This is a genomic window from Stenotrophomonas sp. MYb57 (assembly GCF_002966815.1).
Classification (GTDB): domain Bacteria; phylum Pseudomonadota; class Gammaproteobacteria; order Xanthomonadales; family Xanthomonadaceae; genus Stenotrophomonas; species Stenotrophomonas indicatrix.
This window is the reverse complement of sequence record NZ_CP023271.1, coordinates 4,349,856-4,370,564: the sequence shown is the minus strand read 5'-3', so window position 1 is coordinate 4,370,564 and position 20,709 is coordinate 4,349,856. Positions and strand designations below refer to the sequence as shown.

17 protein-coding genes are annotated in these 20,709 nt (G+C 64.2%); 9 read left to right on the top strand and 8 right to left on the bottom strand.

Annotated elements, in window-relative coordinates; genetic code table 11:
* Nucleotides 1–48 precede the first annotated feature (48 nt).
* Nucleotides 49–531 carry a hypothetical protein gene (locus CLM74_RS19975; protein ID WP_105164802.1) on the bottom strand — a complete coding sequence of 161 codons (483 nt, stop codon included), beginning with the start codon at nt 529–531 and terminating at the stop codon, nt 49–51.
* 45 nt (nt 532–576) lie between these two features.
* Here CLM74_RS19975 and CLM74_RS21575 point away from each other — a divergent pair, with 45 nt between their 5' ends.
* From CLM74_RS21575 to CLM74_RS19965, 3 genes are all read left to right on the top strand, one after another.
* Nucleotides 577–870 carry a hypothetical protein gene (locus CLM74_RS21575; RefSeq protein ID WP_158684170.1) on the top strand — a complete coding sequence of 98 codons (294 nt, stop codon included), beginning with the start codon at nt 577–579 and terminating at the stop codon, nt 868–870.
* A 129-nt stretch (nt 871–999) separates the two neighbouring features.
* The gene (locus CLM74_RS19970; RefSeq protein ID WP_105164801.1) at nt 1,000–3,315 is read left to right on the top strand and encodes a TonB-dependent receptor; all 2,316 of its coding nucleotides are present in this window, start codon (nt 1,000–1,002) and stop codon (nt 3,313–3,315) included.
* 641 nt (nt 3,316–3,956) lie between these two features.
* On the top strand, nt 3,957–4,259 hold the full coding sequence (locus tag CLM74_RS19965; protein ID WP_234003398.1) for a hypothetical protein: 303 nt from the start codon (nt 3,957–3,959) through the stop codon (nt 4,257–4,259).
* Here CLM74_RS19965 and CLM74_RS19960 read toward each other — a convergent pair.
* The 4 genes from CLM74_RS19960 to CLM74_RS19945 all read right to left on the bottom strand — a co-directional run bounded on the left by CLM74_RS19960 (nt 4,256) and on the right by CLM74_RS19945 (nt 11,175).
* Nucleotides 4,256–8,602 carry an AAA domain-containing protein gene (locus CLM74_RS19960; RefSeq protein WP_105164800.1) on the bottom strand — a complete coding sequence of 1,449 codons (4,347 nt, stop codon included), beginning with the start codon at nt 8,600–8,602 and terminating at the stop codon, nt 4,256–4,258. The two genes, CLM74_RS19965 and CLM74_RS19960, sit on opposite strands and share 4 nt — an antisense overlap.
* Before the next feature lie 36 nt (nt 8,603–8,638).
* A complete protein-coding gene (locus CLM74_RS19955; RefSeq protein ID WP_158684169.1) occupies nt 8,639–9,091 on the bottom strand; it encodes a hypothetical protein in 453 nt (150 codons plus the stop codon).
* A 99-nt stretch (nt 9,092–9,190) separates the two neighbouring features.
* Entirely contained in the window at nt 9,191–10,696 is a 1,506-nt protein-coding gene (locus CLM74_RS19950) for a YifB family Mg chelatase-like AAA ATPase (RefSeq protein WP_105164799.1), read from the bottom strand.
* 128 nt (nt 10,697–10,824) lie between these two features.
* Nucleotides 10,825–11,175 carry a helix-turn-helix transcriptional regulator gene (locus CLM74_RS19945; RefSeq protein WP_105164798.1) on the bottom strand — a complete coding sequence of 117 codons (351 nt, stop codon included), beginning with the start codon at nt 11,173–11,175 and terminating at the stop codon, nt 10,825–10,827.
* A 446-nt stretch (nt 11,176–11,621) separates the two neighbouring features.
* On the opposite strand from CLM74_RS19945, the gene CLM74_RS19940 reads away from it, so the two are divergent.
* The 6 genes from CLM74_RS19940 to CLM74_RS19915 all read left to right on the top strand — a co-directional run bounded on the left by CLM74_RS19940 (nt 11,622) and on the right by CLM74_RS19915 (nt 17,515).
* Entirely contained in the window at nt 11,622–11,930 is a 309-nt protein-coding gene (locus CLM74_RS19940; RefSeq protein ID WP_059065428.1) for a hypothetical protein, read from the top strand.
* A gap of 170 nt (nt 11,931–12,100) precedes the next feature.
* Nucleotides 12,101–13,348: a hypothetical protein gene (locus CLM74_RS19935; protein ID WP_105164797.1), complete on the top strand. Its 1,248-nt coding sequence runs from the start codon at nt 12,101–12,103 to the stop codon at nt 13,346–13,348.
* Nucleotides 13,345–14,190, top strand: coding sequence for a hypothetical protein (locus CLM74_RS19930; RefSeq protein ID WP_105164796.1), 846 nt, complete (start codon nt 13,345–13,347; stop codon nt 14,188–14,190). The genes CLM74_RS19935 and CLM74_RS19930 overlap by 4 nt, the downstream gene beginning before the upstream one ends.
* The gene (locus tag CLM74_RS19925) at nt 14,180–14,953 is read left to right on the top strand and encodes a class I SAM-dependent methyltransferase (RefSeq protein ID WP_105164795.1); all 774 of its coding nucleotides are present in this window, start codon (nt 14,180–14,182) and stop codon (nt 14,951–14,953) included. Before CLM74_RS19930 ends, CLM74_RS19925 begins: the two co-directional genes overlap by 11 nt.
* 10 nt (nt 14,954–14,963) lie before the next feature.
* Nucleotides 14,964–16,271 (top strand): ABC transporter permease, encoded by a 1,308-nt coding sequence (locus CLM74_RS19920; protein ID WP_105164794.1) that lies wholly within the window; start codon nt 14,964–14,966, stop codon nt 16,269–16,271.
* Nucleotides 16,268–17,515 carry an FtsX-like permease family protein gene (locus CLM74_RS19915; RefSeq protein WP_234003397.1) on the top strand — a complete coding sequence of 416 codons (1,248 nt, stop codon included), beginning with the start codon at nt 16,268–16,270 and terminating at the stop codon, nt 17,513–17,515. The genes CLM74_RS19920 and CLM74_RS19915 overlap by 4 nt, the downstream gene beginning before the upstream one ends.
* Nucleotides 17,516–18,235: 720 nt before the next feature.
* Here the strand turns inward: CLM74_RS19915 and CLM74_RS19905 are convergent.
* The 3 genes from CLM74_RS19905 to CLM74_RS19895 form a co-directional block, all read right to left on the bottom strand.
* A complete protein-coding gene (locus CLM74_RS19905; RefSeq protein WP_105164793.1) occupies nt 18,236–19,402 on the bottom strand; it encodes a hypothetical protein in 1,167 nt (388 codons plus the stop codon).
* A 307-nt stretch (nt 19,403–19,709) separates the two neighbouring features.
* Nucleotides 19,710–20,213: a cold-shock protein gene (locus CLM74_RS19900; RefSeq protein ID WP_105164792.1), complete on the bottom strand. Its 504-nt coding sequence runs from the start codon at nt 20,211–20,213 to the stop codon at nt 19,710–19,712.
* 46 nt (nt 20,214–20,259) lie between these two features.
* Nucleotides 20,260–20,616 (bottom strand): hypothetical protein, encoded by a 357-nt coding sequence (locus CLM74_RS19895; RefSeq protein WP_105164791.1) that lies wholly within the window; start codon nt 20,614–20,616, stop codon nt 20,260–20,262.
* Between the last annotated feature and the right edge of the window lie 93 nt (nt 20,617–20,709).

The following is a 20,709-nucleotide window of genomic DNA, read 5'->3' as shown; positions in this document are numbered from 1 at the left end:
ACGAAGAAGGACGCCGCCACGCACGGTGGCGGCGTCCCACCAACGGTTTTACTGGCAGACGTACTCGTTGCCCGACTGGACGCTCTCTACATCGAGCTCATGGTTCTGGATCTCGATCGTTTCCATGCGGGTCGAAACAACCACCGCACGGGCACCGACGTTGCAGCCGGCAGGCAGGCCGCCAGCGTAGACCTGCCCATTGATCGCATACGCCAGGCCGTAGCAGGCCGAGCCGAGCTTCTGCGAGTCGAAGTGGCAGGCATTGAGCTGGTTGTTGGCTGATGCGCTGGCGGCGTTGTAGTTGGTCGTCCAGCCGCTGAACGGATCGTTGGCGCAGGTGCCCGGGAAGTCCTGGATCGGCGTGCCGCCGGTCGTGCAGGTGTGTTCCCATGCGCTGGAGAAGGGGCTTTGCTTGAAGTACGCAGTGCGGCCGCTGTCGACCCATTGCGCGGCGGCGGCATTCTCGGCGAAGGCGGACAGGCCGAGCAGGCAAAGTGCAGTTGCGGCGAGCGGTTTCAATCCATTCAACATGACGTTCGTCCTTTGAAGTGTCGAGTTAACGCGTCGGAGCCTTGCATGGCAGCGCGTGCGGAAGGCATCGCAGATATCCGCGCGGCCGCCGTCGACATGATCATTCAGCATCCAGGGTGGCGCAAGTCGAGCCAGGAACGAATAGTCGAAAGGCTGACCGAGCGCACAGACATCACGCTGCAACGTGCAGGTGATAGCGCGGCATCGAAAGCGATACCTGCGTATAGCCGCGCTTTCCCACGGTGCAATGGCGGATGTGGCGGTCCGATGCAACACTTCCGCACGTCGAAATCACGCCATCGAATCGTTCGGCAGCTGATCGTCTTCGTCTGCCGCTGACCGGCGCGCGCGCAGCGCCGTTCCCGCCTTCAACGCAATCGCGTCACCAGCCACTGCATCGCCATCCGGCGCTGCATCGCGCTGGGCGTGCGCCTGCGTCCTCTTCTCCCTGCACCTTGGAATCTGGCCATGAACGCTCCACCTACGCTTCTTGCCCTGGCAATCGCTACCGCCCTCGTTGCACCGCTGCATGCTGCCGAGTCCACCGACGCCGCGCACGACACCCCCACCACCTTGAACGCGCTGCAGGTCATCGCCACCCCACGCGGTGCTGCTGTCGCCCCCACCCAGGTGGTGGGCCCGAACCGCTACGTCATCAATGCCACCGACCTGGATTCGATGGTGTCCGGCAACAACGGCCTGTCGATGCTGAAGAACGTGCCGGGTGCCAGCTACACCGCCACCGACGGGCTGGGGCTGGATATTTCCGCCACCAGCCTGTTCGTGCGCGGTTTCCGCATGAATGAAATGGGCATCACCTTCGAAGGCGTGCCGCTGAACGACAACGGCTTCCTCTCGCTTACCGGCACCAGCGTGGTCAACGTTGGTGTACCCGACGGCATCGGTTCGATCACGGTCAGCCCGGGTGGTGCACCAGTGAGTGTGTTCTCCAGCAGCGTCAATGGCGGCAGCCTCGAGTACCGCCTGCGCGACCTGCAGGACACCCCCAGCCTGCGCATCAAGCAGGGCGTGGGCAGCAACAACACGCGGGTCACCACGGTCTCGGGCCAAAGCGGCCAGCTGGGCGAGCACGGCCCGAAGCTGCTGGTCGACCTGCAGCGTGTGTCGGCCGACAAGTACCAGGGCGCCGGCACCCAGAAGTTCCTGCGCGGTGACCTGAAGGCCCAACAGGATGTCGCGTGGGGTGACTTCACCGTGTTCCTTTCCGACAGCAAGGCCGCAGTGTGGGGCTACAACAACATCTCCTTTGACATGATCCGCAAGCTGGGCTGGAAGGCCGACAGCTTCTATCCGGACTATGCGTGGGCGTACTACGTGGCCTCGCCGGAGAACGCCGACACGTCCTGCGGCGCCTACACCTGCGGCGAGCTGTCCGAGCTGATTCCCTACGACACCGGCCAGGTGACCCGCGACCGTGTCGCGTCGATCAACCATCGCTTCCAGATCACGCCCGCGCTCAGCGGCAACGTGCAGCTGTACAACGCCAACAGCCACACCCAGGCCACCTTGACCGACCCGACCGTGCCCTCGCCCAACGGCGCGCCTTTCTCCGAACAGGTACAGACGCCGCACCTCAATCGCCTCGGTGGCATGTTCAACCTGCAGTTCGAGACCGGTGCGCACACCCTCACCACCGGTTTCTGGCAGGAGAAGAGCAAGGCGGCCGCGAAGACCGAGTGGTACCAGCAGCCGCTCCTGGGGCAGGGCAAACCACTGAAGGCGACCGGGCCGTTCGATGTGTACGGGCCGGCGTTCCAGACCGACAACGCATCCAGCTGGGTGACCCGTTCACGGCAGTTCTACCTGCATGACAATTACGCCGTCACCGACACGCTGGTGCTGGGGCTGGGCTTCAAGGCCGTGGACTTCACTACCACCGGTGGTGGCATCGGCGACTCAGCGGAGCGCCCGGTGTCCGGCACGCTGCGGGCCAAGAGCAACTTCCTGCCACACGTGTCGCTGTACTGGAGCCCGACCGAGCGGACCGATGCCTTCATCGACCTGGTCAACACCATGAACGGCTATCGCGTGGCCCAGCGCGGCAACATCGGCTATACCGCGTCGGCCTGGACCATCAGTGACCAGAAAGAGTTCGACCGCGTGGCCGGCACCCTGCGCCCGGAAAAGAACTGGAACCTGACCGTGGGCGCCAGCCACCGCTTCGACCGCCTGACCGTGACCGGTGATGTGTTCTACAACGACATCCGCAACCGCCTGCTGTCGGCGGCCATCGGCACACAATTCGCGCAGATCAACACGGTGCGCTTGATGCCGAAGATGCACGTGATCGGCGCCGATCTCGGCATCACCGCCGACCTGACCGACCACCTGCAGTTCTACCAGGGCATCGCGCTGGCGCGCTCGTACTACGACAGCGATTTCGTGGTGGGCGATACCGTGTACCCGATCAAGGGCAACGCGCAGCCGGGCTACCCGCAGCTGTCGCTGGTCAGCGACCTGTCCGCGCACTTCGGCGACTGGCGTTTCGGTGCCACCAGCACCTCATACCTGCGCCAGCCCTTCACCTATGAAAACGACATCCGCGTGCCGACGTTCTGGCAGGTCAACGCGTACACGGCCTACACCCTGGGCCCGGACAGCCTGCTGCCGGGGCTGGAGCTGCGGCTGGACGTGAGCAACCTGTTCAACCGCAACAACATCGGCACCGCCACCATCGCCGGCTCGTCGTTCTCGGGCGACTACCAGACCCTGCAGCGCAGCGCCCCCCGGCAGGTGATGTTCAGCACCTCGATAACCTTCTAAGTAGATCCACGCCATGCGTGGATGCACTTCGCGGCAGGCTGGGTAGCGCCGGGCCATGCCCGGCGAAATCCCTCCGGCGCCGACGCGCCTTGCCAACCAAGGTTGGCATCTACCCAAGCGGGGCCCTTCGCCGCACGCAATCCGGTAGCGCCGGGCCATGCCCGGCGGAATCGCTCCGGCGCCGACGCGCCTTGCCAACCAAGGTTGGCATCTACCCAAGCGGGGCCCTTCGCCGCACGCAATCCGGTAGCGCCGGGCCATGCCCGGCGGAATCGCTCCGGCGCCGACGCGCCTTGCCAACCAAGGTTGGCATCTACCCAAGCGGGGCCCTTCGCCGCACGCAATCCGGTAGCGCCGGGCCATGCCCGGCGGAATCGCTCCGGCGCCGACGCGCCTTGCCAACCAAGGTTGGCATCTACCCAAGCGGGGCCCTCGCCGCACGCAATCCGGTAGCGCCGGGCCATGCCCGGCGGAATCGCTCCACCCAAGCGGGCCATCCGCCGCACTTTGCACAATCAGCACTGATATTCCGGCACCAACGCAAGGTTCCCACAATGTTGCTGGGCCATCCTGTACGCATGGCACAGCACAACCCCCGTTTCCCTCCGGTTCGCAGGCGCGCCCATGGACGTGCGCGTCCGGTGCCGTTCGCAGCACCGGCGGTCGACCTGGAGGCCGAATACCAGTTCTGGCAGGTCTATGACCGCGTAGTCCGCCCCCTGCCCGGGGGCGGGTTCCGCTTGGCCTGGCTGGTGCTGCAGGCCGTGTACCGGGCGCGGGCGCGCTATCCCGCCGACACCCACAAGGCGGCGCTGTCGCGGGTACTGTTCGGTACCAACATGACCGACGCGCGCGCGGCCGAACTGGAAGAACTCTACGGGCTGGTCAGCCGCAGGCTGGCGGCGGTGGCTGTGCGCACGCTGGCACCCGGCAGCACCGCCTAGCCCGCCTTGCAGGGCATGCAGATCCGTCCCACCCCGCCGGCACCGGCGCGCAGGTCAGGGTCGAAGAACTCTTCCTGGCTGCGGATCTGCCCACAGCGGCTGCAGACTTTCTTCTCTTTCGATTCCAGCCCCTGCACCTGCTCGATCACCTGGTCGACCGCTGCCGAGCGGATCTCCGTGCCGGCCACTTCAATCAGGCGATAGAGCCGGTCTGACAGTGTCTGCACCGGGTCGCTGCCGAGGTTGAACCGGTTGATGCGCAGGAAGCGGTAGCCGTAGCTTTCCAGGGTCAGCTGGCGCTCGACGTCGGCCTCCACCAGATAGCGCTCGTGATTGCCCACATGCACCGGCTTGTCGCGGCGGAAATGGAATTCGAAGCCGTCGTACTCGATCACGATCTGCAGCGCGCCGCGCACGGTCTGCACGGTCACCAGGAAGTCCACCCGCCATGCCGGATGCTGGTAGGTCGGGTCGAGCTGGCGCAGGTAGTCACCCACCGGGAACTGCGGAATGATCTCGACCGCATCGCCATGGGCAAGCACGAACGGCGTCTGCTGCAGCCACTGCAGCACCTTCGATTCCATCGGGCTGCGCGCATCGGTCTGCGCGGCGTCGGGCGCGGGGCGGTCCAGCTGGCTGGCGTAGTAACGCAGCGCATTGCCGATTGCGCCGCGGAACGCATCCACCGGCATCGAATGGACGAACCAGATCGCCTCCTGCGCACGGGAGAAGCCGACATTCAGGCGCTGCACTTTCAGCTTGTCTTCCACCGCATCCACCGCGCCGCTCAGGCTGACCGGGAAGATGTAGTTCAGCGCATCCTGGCCGGCAGTCGCCACCATCGAATAGAAGATCAGCCCGCGTTCCTCACCCTGGCAGGAGTCGACCGTCATCACCTTCAGGCGAAGCCGCTCTTCGAACTCGCGGCCGCGCGGATGGTTGAACAGCGTCTTGGACAACAGCGTCTGCTGCTCGCGGAACGGGGTGATGATGCCGACCGTGGGCGGCACATCCGTATCCAGCAGTTCCACCAGGCGCTCGGCGATGAACGCCGCTTCGGCGTCGTTGGTGCTGCGGCTGGTGCGGTGCCCGCTGGCATCGACCTGGCTGAAGCGGATCACTTCCTGCAGCGGCCGGCTGCGGATCTTCAGCGCCTGCAGCTGATGGTTGTAGAAGGTGGAGGACGAGAACCCGATCAGTTCCGCATAGCTGCGGAAATGCTTGCGCAGCATCACCGAGTACGAGGCTGAGAGCGAGCAGAACTCCAGCACCGAGCGCTTCACATCGAACATGGCCAACCGTTCCAGCACGTCGGCCTGCTGGCTGACGTTGGTGCGGAAATAGTTGACCAGGTCCGAGCGGTACTTGTCGTTCAGCGCGATGCTGGCGTTGGCGGCCTTGACGTTGGAGAACTGCTTGGAGTCGCCCAGCACCACCACCTTGCGCGCGCGCAGCAGCGCCGGCAGCGCCTGCGCCACCGAGACCTGCGAGCCTTCGTCGATCACCAGCACGTCGAACAGGTCCGGTGCCAGCGGCATGTATTCGCCGAACTCGCGGATGCTGGCGATCATCACCGGAAACGACTCGCGCACGCTCTCGAACTTGTCCACCGGGAACTTCTGCCGGTTGGCGATCACGCCCGCCAATGCCCGTGCATCGGCGCGGTGATGATCCATGAAGCTGATCAGGCGCCCATCCACATGGGCATTCATCACCGAAGTGTTCAGGCGCTCCAGCTTGGTCTTGGTGCCCACATAGTCGTACTGTGGCGCGTCGACGAAGGCCTTGCGCGTGGCCATCCAGCCCTGCAGGAAGCGCAGGGTCAGCGCCCACAGTGCGGGATCGTCCTTCGGCTCGGCCAGCAGGGCCTCGACGATGGCCGGATTGAGCCGCGCCAGCAGGGTCATCGCCTGCCGTGCAACCGCCGCACCCGGGCCCGGCGCGGCGCCGTGGGCAATCTGCCGGTAACTGGCCGGCAGCTGCGTGCCCAGGCCTTCGGCCTCCAGCTTCATGCGCAGCGCGTTTGCGCCCTGCACGATGTCCTGCAGGGCGGCTGCATCCTGCTTGAGCAGCAGCGGGCGGGTGGTGCCGAGCTGGTTGAGCTGAAGCTCCAGCCCGCGCACCGCATTGCCACGCAGCAGATAGCCCAGCAGCGGCATCTTCAGCTGCTGGTACTGCAGCAACAGCGTGCCCAGCAGCCGTATCTGCTCGGCATCCAACGACTCGAACAGCGCCCAGCCGTCAACCGGTCGGTCGGCGAGGAAGGCGGTGGTCACCGCATCGCGGCGGATACGTTCGTCCAGTGAGGCCGGCGTGTAGTCGGTGCTGCCGAACAGGTCGGCAAGATAGGCTTCCAGTGCGTCCGCCTGCGCGGTCACCGCTTCCAGCTCGGACAGCACGTTGGCATCCATCACCGCGTGTACCTGCTGCAGCACCGCGGGGGCGCGCTCGCCCAGCGCCGCTTCCTGCTCGTGCATGGTCTTCACTGCAGCAAGCGATACACGCCCCAGCGTCTGCACGGTAGTGGAGATGGCCTGCCGCAGTGTCTGCGCCGTGTCCTGGCGCTCGCTCTCAAGGGCGGGCTGGTTGGCCTTCATGGCCTTGGCGAAGGCCGAGATCTGGCTGATCGTGCCGGTGGAGGTCAGGCGCTTGAAGTTGGCCGCCTGCTGGCCCAGCCGCAGGATCGGGTTGGGGAAATCGCGATCATGGCGAACCCGGCTCATCGCATCGGACAGCTTGTCGTACACCACGTCCAGCGCTTCGGTCTTGTCCGACAGCACCAGGCAGCTCTTCTTGTTGAACGCGCAGTCCGCAGCGATGGCGGTGATGGTGTGCGACTTGCCGGTGCCGGGCGGGCCTTCGACCACCACGATGCGGCCCTGTGGTTCGCGCACCGCCAGCAGGATCTTGCGCTGTTCCTCGTTCAACGGAATGGGCGAATCGAACACCATGCGCTCCACCAGCGGCAGCGCATCCCAGGCCGATTCCACCCGTTCCCCGATCGGCTCGGGGTTGCGCATCAGCACGCCTTCCACCATGCCGTGGAACAGATCCACCAGCTTCGACCCCCCATTGCGGGCCTGGTCGATGATCTCCTCGAAATCATTCAACAGCGCCTCGTCGGCGCGCTCGAACGCAGCCAGGTGCAGGGCAGGCGACAGCGCAACGGTGGCGGTGGATGCCTCGCTGGCAGACGAGGAAAGCGAGACTTCGCCGCCCAGATCCACCGCGTTGGCCACCTGCCGGAACAGCGACGCCGCCACTTCGAACAGGCTCTGCGCCGGGTCGAGGTACTGGATGCGCTCCTGGATCGGCGACACCCACTCGCGGGCCATGCCTACGGCCAGTTCCTGCAGCACGAAGTCGATCGCGCGGCGGTTGGCGAACAGCCGGTTGCTGAGGGTCAGGGTGTAGCCCGACCCATCTTTGGCCCGCACCACGTCCAGCGGCAGGTAGAACACCGGGTACTGCACGCCCGCGTACTTGAGCGTGCCCACGTAGAGATACAGCTGCAGGCCATCGCCGGTGGCGACATAGGTTTCCAGGTCGCGGAACTCATGGAAGGCGTCGGCCGCCACGAAGTTCTCGAAGAAGGCCATCAGCGCGCTGATCGTGCCGTCGCGGGTCAGCTGATGCTCGCAGGCCTGCTGCAGCGGCAGCTCGTCACCGGTGGCCAGCAAGCGCGCCAGCACCTCCGGCAGGGTCTGGTACAGATCGACAACGGCACGGGTGACCAGGTCCGATTCAGCCGCGTGCAGCGAATCCATCACCCAGTACGCCTGGCCCTGCAGTGGGCCGGCCAGATGCGCGATCAGCGGCCGCACCACCTGCACGCACATCGCATCGACCAGGGCGCCCTGCACCGATTCCACCCAGGCTTCCGGGTCTTCCAGTGCACCGGCCATGCTGGCGCGCGCCTTGTCCAGCACGGCCACGCGCACCGTGGCGATGGCGGTCTCGGTGATGGCGTTCACTTGTTCTTCGACGATGCGGCGCAGCGTCGCGCTTATCGGCCGGGTATAGCTGCGCGGGCCGATGGTGAACGAAAGCTCCTCGCCGGAGGGCCGGCTGAGCAGCTTCCACAACTCCTTGTCCAACGCCGGATACGGCGCGGTGCGCATGCCCGCGCGGAAGCCGGAATCGCTGGTAAGCACGACGCGGCGCCGCGGTGCCTGCGCGCGCTTGAAATCCGATTCAAGGAAATCGCGGAAGTACTGCGAGATCCGCACCGCGATTTCGCGCATCTTCGTTTCACCCAGAGGCCCACCGCCGCCGGTTGCCGCAGGTGTCAGCGGGGTGGACGCATCGGAGGTCGGCAGGTGCGGCGGCTGGGGAGTGCTCATGTATGGCAGGGCGGGCACCTGGCAGGGCAGGCACCGCTAGGGACTGGGCCCTGCATGGTCGCACGCGTCGCCCACGGCGGGGAGGGGGCCAGTGCCCTCCAGTACCGACGGCAGGATCATGTGCGACGTCAGCGATCGCCAGAACAGCGACTCGTCGTAGCTGTCAAAGTCGGTCCGGACCAGAATCGGCGACGGCAGACCCTGCGCGCGCAGGCGCAGGCGGATACTGGCGACTTCCTCGCTCAGCCCCATGCCGAACAGCACCAGCTGCACCTTCGCATCGCGCAGCACGAACGACTCCTGCAGGCGCGTACCGAGGCCGGCCGCCAGGAACGTTCCCACCAGGTCGTAGTTGCGCCACTCCAGCACCGACAGGCCGCTGTCCACGCTGTAGATCGATTCCATGCGGATCAGGCCGCGCCGTCCTATCGTCCGTGATATCCGCTGACGGGCGGCCTCCTGCCCGCCCATGATGAGCATCCTGAGCAAACCGCGTCTCCTTGTGTATGGGCTCGCGGAAATGGTCAGGGCGCAGGTGGCATGGCAGATATCAGATGAATCTGATTCCTTCGTGCATGCAACAGAGTGCTATGCACCTGGTTTGCCCCGGTCCAGCTGCCGGTAGCCGATGGCCTCGGCCAAGTGCGCGGTCCGGATGGTCTCGCTTTCGGCCAGATCGGCAATGGTGCGTGCCACGCGCAGGATGCGATGCATCGCCCGCGCCGACAGCTGCAGGCGCTCGATGGCTTGTTCCAGCAGATCCTGGTCTGCTTCGCTCAAGCGCGTGCACGCACGCAGGGCAGCAGGCGGCAGGTGCGCGTTGAGGCCACCACGCGACTGCTGCCGCGCATGTGCCGCTTCCACCCGCGAACGCACGCTGGCGCTGGGCTCACCCAGCGGCGTGCTCTCACGCAGTTCAACTGCATCCATGCGGCTCACGTTGATGTGCAGGTCGATGCGGTCCAGCAACGGGCCCGATACCCGCGCGCGGTAGCGGGTGATGCGCTCGTCGCTGCACAGGCAACGGTTGCTGCGGTCGCCGGCCCAGCCACAGGGGCACGGGTTCATCGCCGCCACCAGTTGAAAACGTGCCGGGTAGACCACGCTGCGCGACGCGCGAGAGATGCGGATGTGGCCGGACTCCAGTGGCTCGCGCAGGGTTTCCAGCGCACTGCGGTTCCACTCCGGCAGTTCATCCAGGAACAGCACGCCGTGGTGCGCCAGCGAGATTTCGCCGGGGCAGGGTGGATTACCGCCCCCCACCAAAGCCGCAGCGCTCGCACTGTGGTGCGGCGCCCGGAACGGCCGCTGCCGCCAACGCTTCGGGTCCAGCCCTTCGCCGCTGACCGAAGTGATGGCTGCCAACTGCAGGGCATCGATCTCTTCGCTATCCGGCAGCAGGCTGGGCAGGCGCGAGGCCAGCAGGGTCTTGCCGCAGCCGGGGCTGCCGATCAGCAATAGATGATGACCACCGGCCGCCGCCACTTCCAGTGCCCGGCGTGCGAGCGCCTGCCCGCGTACGTCGGCCAGATCCGGCAATGGCAGCGGTGTGGTGTCCACGCGTTCCACCTGTGGCAGCAGGCGTGGATTGCCCAGCCCGGCGCAGCATTCCAGCAGGGTACGTGCAACGCGCACATCGGCGTGCTGGGCGAGGGCGGCTTCGGCAGCGTTGCCTGGCGGCACGATCAGGATTCGTCCCGCTTCGGCGGCGGCGATGGCGGCCGGCAGCGCGCCGGATACCGGACGCAGCTCACCGGTCAGGCCAAGTTCGCCGAGGAACTCGTACTGCAGCAGCGACTGCGGGTCGACCTGGCCACTGGCGGCGAGGATGCCCAGCGCGATGGCCAGATCGTAGCGACCACCTTCCTTGGGCAGATCGGCCGGTGCGAGGTTGAGGGTGATGCGCCGCTGCGGGAAGTCGAAGCGCGCGCAGAGCAGGGCCGCCCGCACGCGCTCGCGTGATTCGCGCACGCTGGTCTCGGCCAGGCCGACAATCTGGGTGACCGGTAGACCGCCGGAGAGATGCACCTCGATGCGCACCAGCGGGGCATCGACGCCGGCGCGGGCACGGCTGTGGACCAGCGCCAGGCTCATGTGTGGTTTCCTGCGGAGGGGCGCTTGATGGTGAGGCGGCGGTGCGCCGATCACCATCGGAGGACTCCGGCGGGGTATATAGGATTTGTCCGGCAGCCACTACGTGTGGTTCAGTCGTCGGGACGACGTCAGATATGGCGTTCGGCAGACCTCATCAACTCAACAATGTTGTCGAGGAGGGAGATCGGAAGGTTGCGCGATGCCGTCAACATGTGGGCTTCCATCTGCAGGCGCATACCTTCTGGCTTCGCACCGTCGGCGATGGTGTCCCCCGTAATCAGCCAAGATACGCTCACGCACGTGACCCTGCTCAGCGCATGCAGATGGTCGATAGACGGCACGAAGCCTAGTTCGCGTTCCCAGTGGCCCACCGTCGCCCGGTTTACGTTCAGGGCTTTGGCGAGATCGGTTTGAGATAGCCCGTTGCTGATACGCGCAACGCGGATCCGGGCGGACAGTGAATCAGTGCGGAACTCCATGAATACTCCCCTTCCTATGCTGCCTTGCACAGGGCGTGCGGGGAAGTGTGTGAGCGCCAATACAGATCGTCAATTCTGTAGCAGGCCTACATATGTCGGTTCTCGCACGAATCTCTTCTTGAATGCGCTGAGGACGCTGCTTCTGACACGTGGCGATGCGGGATGAACGCCGCGTCCTCCCTATCCTTGGCCAAGACGTTAGCGACAGTGACGTCCTTTCAGGGCCAGCACGCAAGCGCAAATGCAAGCGCTCGACCCGTGATGGTTGCCCTCTGCACGCAGTGAAAGCTGGGGCGCAACCGCCCAAGCGCGGGGAAGCTGTGCGCGGCACAGCAGCGAGGTTGCAGCTGGATGCCGGCGGGCCGTTGAATCAAGTTGAGCCACAACGCTGATCACGTTCGCAGCTCAGAAGATCAAATGCCCACCATTACATGGAGTAAAGAAAAATGACCCAACGCACTGCTGTGAAGACTCTCTCGTCCCTCACGCTGATCATTGCGGGTGTCGCGGCCGCAGGTTCGGCTTCTGCTGCTGCATCGAACGGAACTTTCGCCAATGACATTGCGGCGTCGACGTCCATCCAGGCGGATATGCAGTCTCTGAGCATCAGTGAGTTCAGAGACGAAAAATCTGCGCTTCTCGCAGATGGGCACCATCACTCCGATTCTTTCGGATCCCATCACCATCATGACACGGCGAGCAAGCAGATGGCATTTGCTTCGCGCATCGCCGCGGATTCCCGATTCGACGTCTGAAGAGAGAGGGGCGGGGATCTCTCCGCCCCTTGCACGTGAATCACTGTCATGCAGAGCCTATGGAGGCCGGAGGTGGTTCTTTATCTTGGGCCTCAAAGTGGATTTGAAGGGTGGATAAGAGCGGCCAGGAGCAAGTGGCGAGGACGGCGATCACCACATGGAGTAGGAGAATGAGTTCGATGGCCCAGGCGCAACCGCCAGATGTAAAGAACCCGATCTGCCTGATGGAAATCGCAGATGCAACAGAAAGCATGGAGCCGGTCGTCGAGGGCATCCTCTGGTCAAGACTCCGCAGGATGAGAGCGCGACTTCAGGAAGTGCTTGCCGACCAGCAGTACGGGGTCATGGCTCGTGCCATGCACCAGATGTACCAGTCAATCAGTGCCGATCGCCAAGCTCGCGTACTGCTCAGTTCCGAGTTCTGCGAGCAGTATCTGTGCCTGGAGTCCGCACGGAAGGGTAGGCTGGAGGCGGGAGCCGACGAGCAGGAGAGGGCAGAGGAACAGGCCCGCGCGCTTGGCGCGCTGCACGACATCATCGCTCGGGAGAAGTCGATCGCCGAGCTGGCGCAGGGGCGGACCGGCAGGTACCTGAGGGAGGCGCGGCAGTGGCAGCTCTACAGTCCGGTTGGAGACTGCGTTGCGGAAAAGGATGCCACGGGCGTGTGGACCCTTCGGCAGTTGCCGAAGCTGGGTGACTGTATCGCGTTGGATCTTGAGAGCCCACCGGCGCGGCACCATGAGCCACGCTCTGGAGTGCTGAGCCAACCGTGCCTGCCGCTGACCGATGTGGAGTGCGAGCATGTCTCGCGAAAGCTGGCAGAGGCGCTGGCGGCGATTGATCGGTCAGAACCCATGTACGGCCTTCTCATCCGCAACTTCGTCCGGCGGATCACCGTGCGCAAGTCGGCAGAAGTCACGTCCGATGAAGCCGGCCGCTACGGCTCCGAGCATGTGCCGAGGCAGCCGGGTTCCATTCGGCTGCTGAACGCGCATAACCCTGAGCTTCTGGTTGAGGCGTGCATGGAGAGCATCATGCATGAAAGCACGCACAACTATCTGGCCGCGTGGGAGCTTGCCAACGGGTTCTTCGTTGCCAATGACTACCGGCACCGTGTCGTGTCTCCATGGTCCGGCAATCCCATTCCCAACTCCTCCTACATCCACGCTGTCTTCGTCTACTACGTGTGCCACCGCTTGCTGAAACGTCATCTTGAAGTCTCGCCGGACCTGGGGGAAACCGCCAAGCGCCACGTCCAGCGCAGGTTGGCCGTCTGCGCCGCCGGCTTCCTGATCGAGCAGGATCTCAGTGGTCGGTTGATGACCAAGGACGCCATCAATAGTGAGGTTGGGCAGATGATCGATCGAATGCAGGCCGAAATGAAGCGGCAGTATCGTTATGGGGAGTGGCAGCAATGAGCAGAACGGTCGTCATCCATGCGGATCACCTTGACCCGGTCGCCCTGCGGGCCATGGCTAAGGGTGTCCCTGCCATGCACATTGATGAACTGATCCCGGTAATGGAACGCCAACCCTGGCCCGAAGTACTCCGCTTGAGCCCAGGTGCGCATCTCGAGCGTCTGTTCCGCGGAGCCAATGTGGTGAACCGGGTCTTCTCACTGGAAGGAACGCAGATCGAGCAGTTTCTGGCCGAGCGCGGAGTGGACGCCCGCTGGTTCCACATCCGCCTGCAGCCGCTTCTGGCGCTGGGGGTGAGTCTCTGTCACGACACGGGTACACGCGGTGTGTCCCGGTGCCTGGCCCCGTTGAACGTGCAGTGGTTTGAACTCGAACGCGCTCTTCCAGAGGCGAACACGCCTGACTTCGCCTACAGTTTTGGCTACGAAGAACCAGACCTGTCCCGCATCGAAGACCCCATGCAGAAGTCGGTATGGTCACTTTTTGACTGGCGGCAGGAACGGCAGCTTGATGATGAAGAGCGCCGCAGACACCAGTTCCACGTTTCCAGGCCGAAGGGCGTCCCTGTGGTTGCGTGGTTCCTTGGGCGGGACTACAACGGAATCCACTTTCCCCGTGAAAGCGTTGAGGTCGATGGTGGTGTGTGCGAACAGCTGACGCGAGCGGCCGCACACGCCTTCCGATCCGAAGCGGGAGAGATGCTCCTGTATGTGACGGAGGAGGCGGTCACCTTCCATGCATTCTCGCCTTACCTTCGTTCCGTCGCCGCCGACGCGGCAGTGCAGGATGCGTTGGACGCGTGGTTGCTTACCGGCGGCGCCGGAGGTGTGAATGCTGCTTGAGAAGCTGAGCTCGCTGCGCGAGTCCATGGGCTGGGTCTACGGAAGCGAGGACCTGTGCGTACTGTTGTACAGCCTGGTCAAGCGGACCCGCCCGCGCATCGTGGTCGAACTGGGCACCGGCTTTGGCGTCACTGCGGCCTGGATGGCCGGTGCATTGCGGGAGAACGGCAGCGGTGTCATTCACACCTACGATAATGGCTCGCACTTCTCCAGTGAGCCAGGCATCAGGTTTGTCGAGGGCCTGCAGGGGCCGCTTGCCGATTCACTGCGGGAGATGGGGCAGGACTATCCCGCTTTCCTGCAGCACGTATTCCAGTGGGCCGGGGTCGAGAATCACGTTGTCGCCAATTGGCAGGAGATCGGCTTTGCCGAGATTGCCCGGGCCCCCGCCTTTGACGGCGGAATAGACATGGTCTTCTCCGACTTCAATCACTCCCAGGACAGCATCCAGGCCTTGCTGGCGGCGTTTCTGCCGCGCATGGCGGAAAGCGCCTCGATCTTCATCGACAGTGCCTCCACCCAGCGGCTTGGTTACCTGACCCTGGAAGCCGTTGTGGACGCCCTGAATCAGAACAAGATACCCACGGCGTTCATCAAGGATCGCAGCGAGAAGGACATCGAAGCGATCCTTCGGATCGTCCAGCGCTCGCGCTTCCGCCTGATGCATCTGCTGGAAGCCCGCGACAGGGCGCAGAACAGCACAGCGTGGATCTCGATTGAACCGGTGGACGTGATTCCGACTGCGGCCACCTTCCTGCATTAGAGAGACGTGTATGTTCGGCTATTACTTTGCGCTGGCCCGCACAAGGCTTCTGGAAACCAAGGGAATGAGCGCCGCGCTGATCCTGGCGCTGGGGTTGGGCATTGGCGCGAGCATGACGATGTTGACCGTCGTGCGGACAATGACGTGGGATCCACTGCCGGGGCGAAGCGAGCATCTCTATCACCCCTTCATCGACGCGCTCCCCACCTCCTACGACGTCAGGCCTGGCATGGACCCGCGGGTGGCCCTCACCTGGGTAGATGCGCAGAACCTGCTGCGGCAGGCCCCGGCATCCCATCAGACCGCGCTGGCATCTGCTCGTCTATTGGTGGATGCGCAGCGCAGCGTGCAGATTCCATTCTTCACGCAAGGGCAGTATGTCACTGCAGATGCGTTTGCCATGTTCGGCATCCCAGTGGTGCAGGGCAGGGCCTGGACGCGTGAAGATGATGCTGCCCACGCCCGGGTTGTCGTGCTGGGTCAGGATCTGGCTGCTCGTTTGGGCGGTGAAGGCCTGGTGGGTACAACCGTTCGGGTGGGTGGCCAAGCATTCACGGTGGTGGGTGTTGCCGGTCCGTGGAGCCCACGCCCCAGGTTCTATACGGACCTTCAGCAGGACGTGTTCAAGGGGCGCGAAGACTTCTTCATACCGATAGGTGCCGCGGCAGAGATGCAGATGACGGTGTCCAACAGCGTCTTTTCATGGAGTGGTGACAAATCACCCAATCGCCTGCAGGACGCTCGGACGTCGTGGATCCAGTTCTGGGCCGAGTTGCCTGACGCGGCCAGTGTCGAGCAGTACGAGCGCTTCCTGGGCAACTACGCACGTGCACAGCACCAAGCGGGAAGGTTTGACAGGACAACTGCACCGCGGATGGTGTCCCTGAAGGACTTCCTGGTCGAGCATCGCATCATCCCCAACGAGGTGAAGCTGCAGTTGGCGCTGTGCCTGGGGTTCCTGATCGTTTGCCTGCTGAACATGAGTGCCTTGATCTTCGCCCGCTTCACCCGCCGTTCCCATGAGATATCGGTCCGTCGGGCGCTGGGTGCGCGTCGGCAGGACGTCATCTATCAGCTCTGCACTGAAGCACTGATCATCGGCGGCTTGGGCGGGGCGGTAGGGTTGATCGTTGCAGAGGCCGGCCTCTACCTTGTGCGGATGCAGCCGGAAGACTACGCCTCGCTGGCCAACATGGATCTCAGCATGGCCGCTCTCACCATGGGCCTGGCGTGTGTCTCCAGCGTGATCGCTGCGTTCTTCCCTGCGCTGCGCGCTACCTCGGGCCGTCTGGCCATGCAGATCAAGGCGTCAGAATGAGCATTGCAGAAGTCCCCTTTATCGTCCGCGCGCTCACCCGCAACCGCGTCATCGCGTCCATTCTCCTGGTGCAGGTGCTGGTTGCCACGGCGTGCGTGACGAACCTTGCGTTTCTGCTGTCCGAGCGGCTGGGAACCCTCACCTACAAGACGGGCCTGGAAGAGGCGAACCTGGGCGTCATCGAGACAGAGTACCTGGGGCCTGCAGCAGCCAACCCTGCAGCCTCGATCAGGACCGACCTGGAGGCCATCCGGCAACAGCCAGGCGTCGAACAGGTAGTCGCAGCAGAGTCGCTTCCCCTCTCCCAGCGCAGCTGGTCGGTGGGATTCACCAACAAGGTGCTTGAAGGAAATGATATCTCCGGCATCGTCGAGGCAGAGCCGACTGTCTACACGGCATCTTCGCCAGCAGTCCAGGTGTTGGGCCTGACCCTTGTTGCCGGCCGTGACCTGTCTGCGGGAGCGTTCGTGCCGATGGAGGCCAGCGCCGACTATGCCGGGCTCTACAAGGCAAGCGAGGCCGTTGTCTCGCAGGCACTGGCAGACAAGCTGTTTCCGGAGGGCGGCGCAGTCGGCAAGTTCCTGTATGCCGATGCGCAGCACCCCATCCAGGTGGTCGGCATCGTCAAGACGCTTTCCCGGCCTGTTCTGAAGACCGATGCAGACAATGACATGTCTCTCATCCTGCCGCTGATTCCGGACGGGCCTCGCGTGATGTTCGCCATCCGTGCCGCGGATGGGCGAGTGGCGGATGTGATTGCGTCCAGTGAGGCGACCTTGTCGCAGCGCGACGCAAACCGCACCATCGCCCGCAGCACCTCGTTCCGGGAACTGCGCGCCGACTACTTCCGCCACGATCAGACCATGGCGATCATGTTCCTGAGCTCCGGGTTGGCGCTGTTGGTGGTAACGGCTACGGGCGTGTACGGACTGGCCAGCTTCTGGGTTCGCAAGCGGTATCGTCAGATCGGTATCCGGCGCGCATTGGGCGCCCGGAAATCCGACATCCTCCGGTACTTCCTGGTGGAGAACCTGATTCTCACTGCCACCGGGTCTGTTGTCGGCACCGTACTGGCCATCGGCCTGAACATGGCCGTGGCGCGGTACTACGAGGTGGCCAGGATCGAGACGCCATTTCTCGCCATTGGCGTACTGACCGTGCTTCTGTTGGGCCAGGCCGCAGCATTTGTTCCGGCCCGACGAGCAGCCAAAGAGGCCCCGGTGGCGATCCTGCGTAGCGCCTGACCCGGACGGGTCTGTCATCCGGCCAGTGCTCGCGCCAAAGCACCGTTCCTTACGGCTACGCGATGGCGACTCGGAGGCGCTGCGATGGACAAGGCGTGTAACACGGCAGTGGAAGAAAGGGGTAACCGGCAATGCGATGCATTCGGATACCAACCCTCCTCTCGCTCGTCCTGGGCCTGCTGGGGTGCAGGGACGAGGTGGAGAGTTCAACGTATCCCATGGGTCAGAGCGGAAAGACCTGCACTGCCTACAAGGGCTTTGATCGCCACCCCCTGAAGGGGCTGTTGCCGAGCTTTCCAGACGGGGGTTGGATAGTCGCAGGTTGATTCATAAAACAGTCTGCGGTTCGATCACCAGCTGGGGGATCCTTCCTGTGGGGGCGTCGATCAATCGGATACCTCCGCCAGATGTGTATGTAAGCGTCCGGCTGAGGGAAGACGGCTCCGTTTCCGTCAGTACGGACCGCCCATGATGTCGGCGCTGCCCCTGATGCTCGAGCATCGGGCCAGCGTCACTGGGCGGTAGGATTGCTACGTGGGGCGCTGGGTTCGTCCAGTACCCGGAGAGGTCAGCCTCTGGCCGGACGCGAATCTGATCAATGACGGCGTCGCAATTCGTTTAATGCGACGGAGCCCAATCTGATGGTCTGTGGAGGGTGTACGTCCAAGCGAAAATGCGGGCGGGCCCCCTTGGCAGGAACCCGCCCGTGAACGAACTGGATCAGGTCAGGTTGTAGCGCTCTCGGATTGCCGCGAACAGCTGATCAGCCTCTTCTTCGGCACGCGTGTCCTCCTCGGCCGCGAGTGGCATCAGTTTGATTCCGTCGACGCCCCCGACATACGCGGGTCCGCCGAAATCGTCGTCATACGATGTGCCGTCCTCGTTGATCGCTTCATGTCGATCCTGGCTCAGGTCCCGACCCAGCATGCGCGAGAGATGCATCCAAACCCAAGCGCGGAACGGCGTCTCGCCTCGGTATTCGATGAGCTCACGCATGGCGGATACTTCGCCCTCGCGTGCGAGCATGGTCAGCCACTGGTGGGCCAGCTCGGGGTGACCGTGTGCGTCGGCCAGATCAACCATATCGTACGGATCCATTTCATCCGACGGCTCAAGCTCAAGCGCACCAGGATCACCGTAGCGCTCCGCGGTGAGCAGCAACGCGCGCCTATTCCCGCCCCGTGCAGCAGCAAGGAGGTGGTATCGATGTTTGGCCACCACTTGAACGAACGAACTGTCTCCGCCCGTGGCAATCTCCGCGAAGCTCACTGGCTCGGACGACGACTGGCCATGCCGGCGCAGCTCGCGACCGAAGCGGTGGTCATCCTCCTCTGGCAGGCCCCCGTATGGTTCGAGAATGTACGCGGTCGCCAGGTGCGCAACCGCTACGCCGCGCGCTGCTGCCGCCTCCAACCCTTCCAGCAGCAAGGGGAGCTCGTCGAGCAGCGCATCAACCCCTTGCTGCATGCGGCTGATCAGGTTGATCGACACCCACTCGGCAACCTCAGCCGAATCTGCCTCGCCAGACTCAACGGCTTCGGCCCACTCGTCTTCATCGCTCGTGAGCGCAGCAATCAGCTCCTCAAAGCGAACCGGCGCATAGCCGGATTCGCCGAGGAAACCGACCAGGCCTTGGGCTGCGCGCTCGGCTTCCTCGGGTGACATGCCAAAGTGCAGGCACCGCTGGATGACCCGGTCTTCATCCGTCGTGAGGTCAGTATCACGCCAGGCTACGTCGCACCACGCGGCCTGGTGATGGAATGCGGCGTGGGTGGCAAACCCGGCGGCCGCCGCCAGCAGCTCATGGACCTGGCTGCGGGTAAGCGACGCGAAGCCCTGCGCCCGAAGGTGCGCATGGACGTGAAACACATATTGCTTGATGGGCATGACTCGTCCTCGATGGCCAAGCCGATCCGGGTAAGGCGCACACGTTTAAGTCCCCGGCAGCTGGCCAGAAGAAGAATCGATCAGGGGATACGTCCTGTTTTTGCTCGTGTGCAAGCACGGCGGGCGCCGCAGCTAGTGTATGCCGTCTGCTACTGGGTTTCCACACACGCGCCAGGATTGCTCAGGGCGTCGCGGGGCGGTCATGGCTGTCCACGAACGCCAGGCTCCTTTGTGGGTTTGGCCAGAGAGCGCTCGATGGCGCGACGGACACCCTGCGGGCTGCCGTCGGGAGTCGCTGGCGAAGCGGCTAGAGGGATTGCGACCAAGGGCGGCCCGCGGTCCCCAACAAGCAACGCTGCCCATCAGGGACCGCCCCATTGAAGCGCCCAAACAGCGCTTCGATCCACGATGTTCCTGCACTCTCCACCAGCAACGCGCCCTGGCTCTGGTGGTAGTCCAACCATCGCTCGAAGCTGAGGCGCAGGCGTTCGATATCCGGTGCCCGCGTAAGCGCATCGGCGGGCACCCGGATCAGCACGCGTGAGGGGGCGTTCTCCACGTCCATCACCAGAACGCCCTTGCAGCGGATCTCGAAGGACGTCACCCCGGCATAGCGCGTGTGCAGTTCAAAGCCCTCATCTGCTTTGGCGGTCACGAAGCCGAGTGCATCACTGTGCAGCAGCCGGTAGTCGACTGGCTGCAGCTTCTGGTAGGCCCACACCTGATCGCCCGCTGGCTCGGGCCACTCCGCCCATACCGCGCCGATCACCGCGATGCACACCGCCGTCGCGGCAAGCCCACGCTTCTTCATTCATCACCCCGCACAAAGACAGAACGTCACGCCCACAAGCGCGCCCTCAGTCCTGTGGCCGCACGCGTTCGTGGATGAAGGCCGTGAGTGCGATGTCGGCCATCACCAGCCCTTCCATCACCCGGTCGCCCACGTACTGGTCGGGCTCGCCGTTCTGGCGCGTGCGTTCGGCCGCCAGCAGGATCTCCTGCACGATGCGCTGGCCCGTCAGCGCGCAGTCGGCGTCGGACAACTGCATCTGCCGACTGCGCAGGTGATGGCGTTCGGGCCACGGCTGGCCGTCGGCTGCGGCGCCTGCGCCGATGCTTCGCAGGATGGCGATGAGGCTGTTGGGGTCCAGAGCAAGTGCAGGCGAGGGCGCTTCCTGGATGGGGCGCGGGGGAGGGGAGTGCGGCGTGGTCATGGCAGGCTCCGTGCAAGCAGGCAGAAGCCGCCACCGATAAAGGTGGCGGACGATGCGTGGCTCGAAAACCGGGCTATTAGGACAACCGGCGGG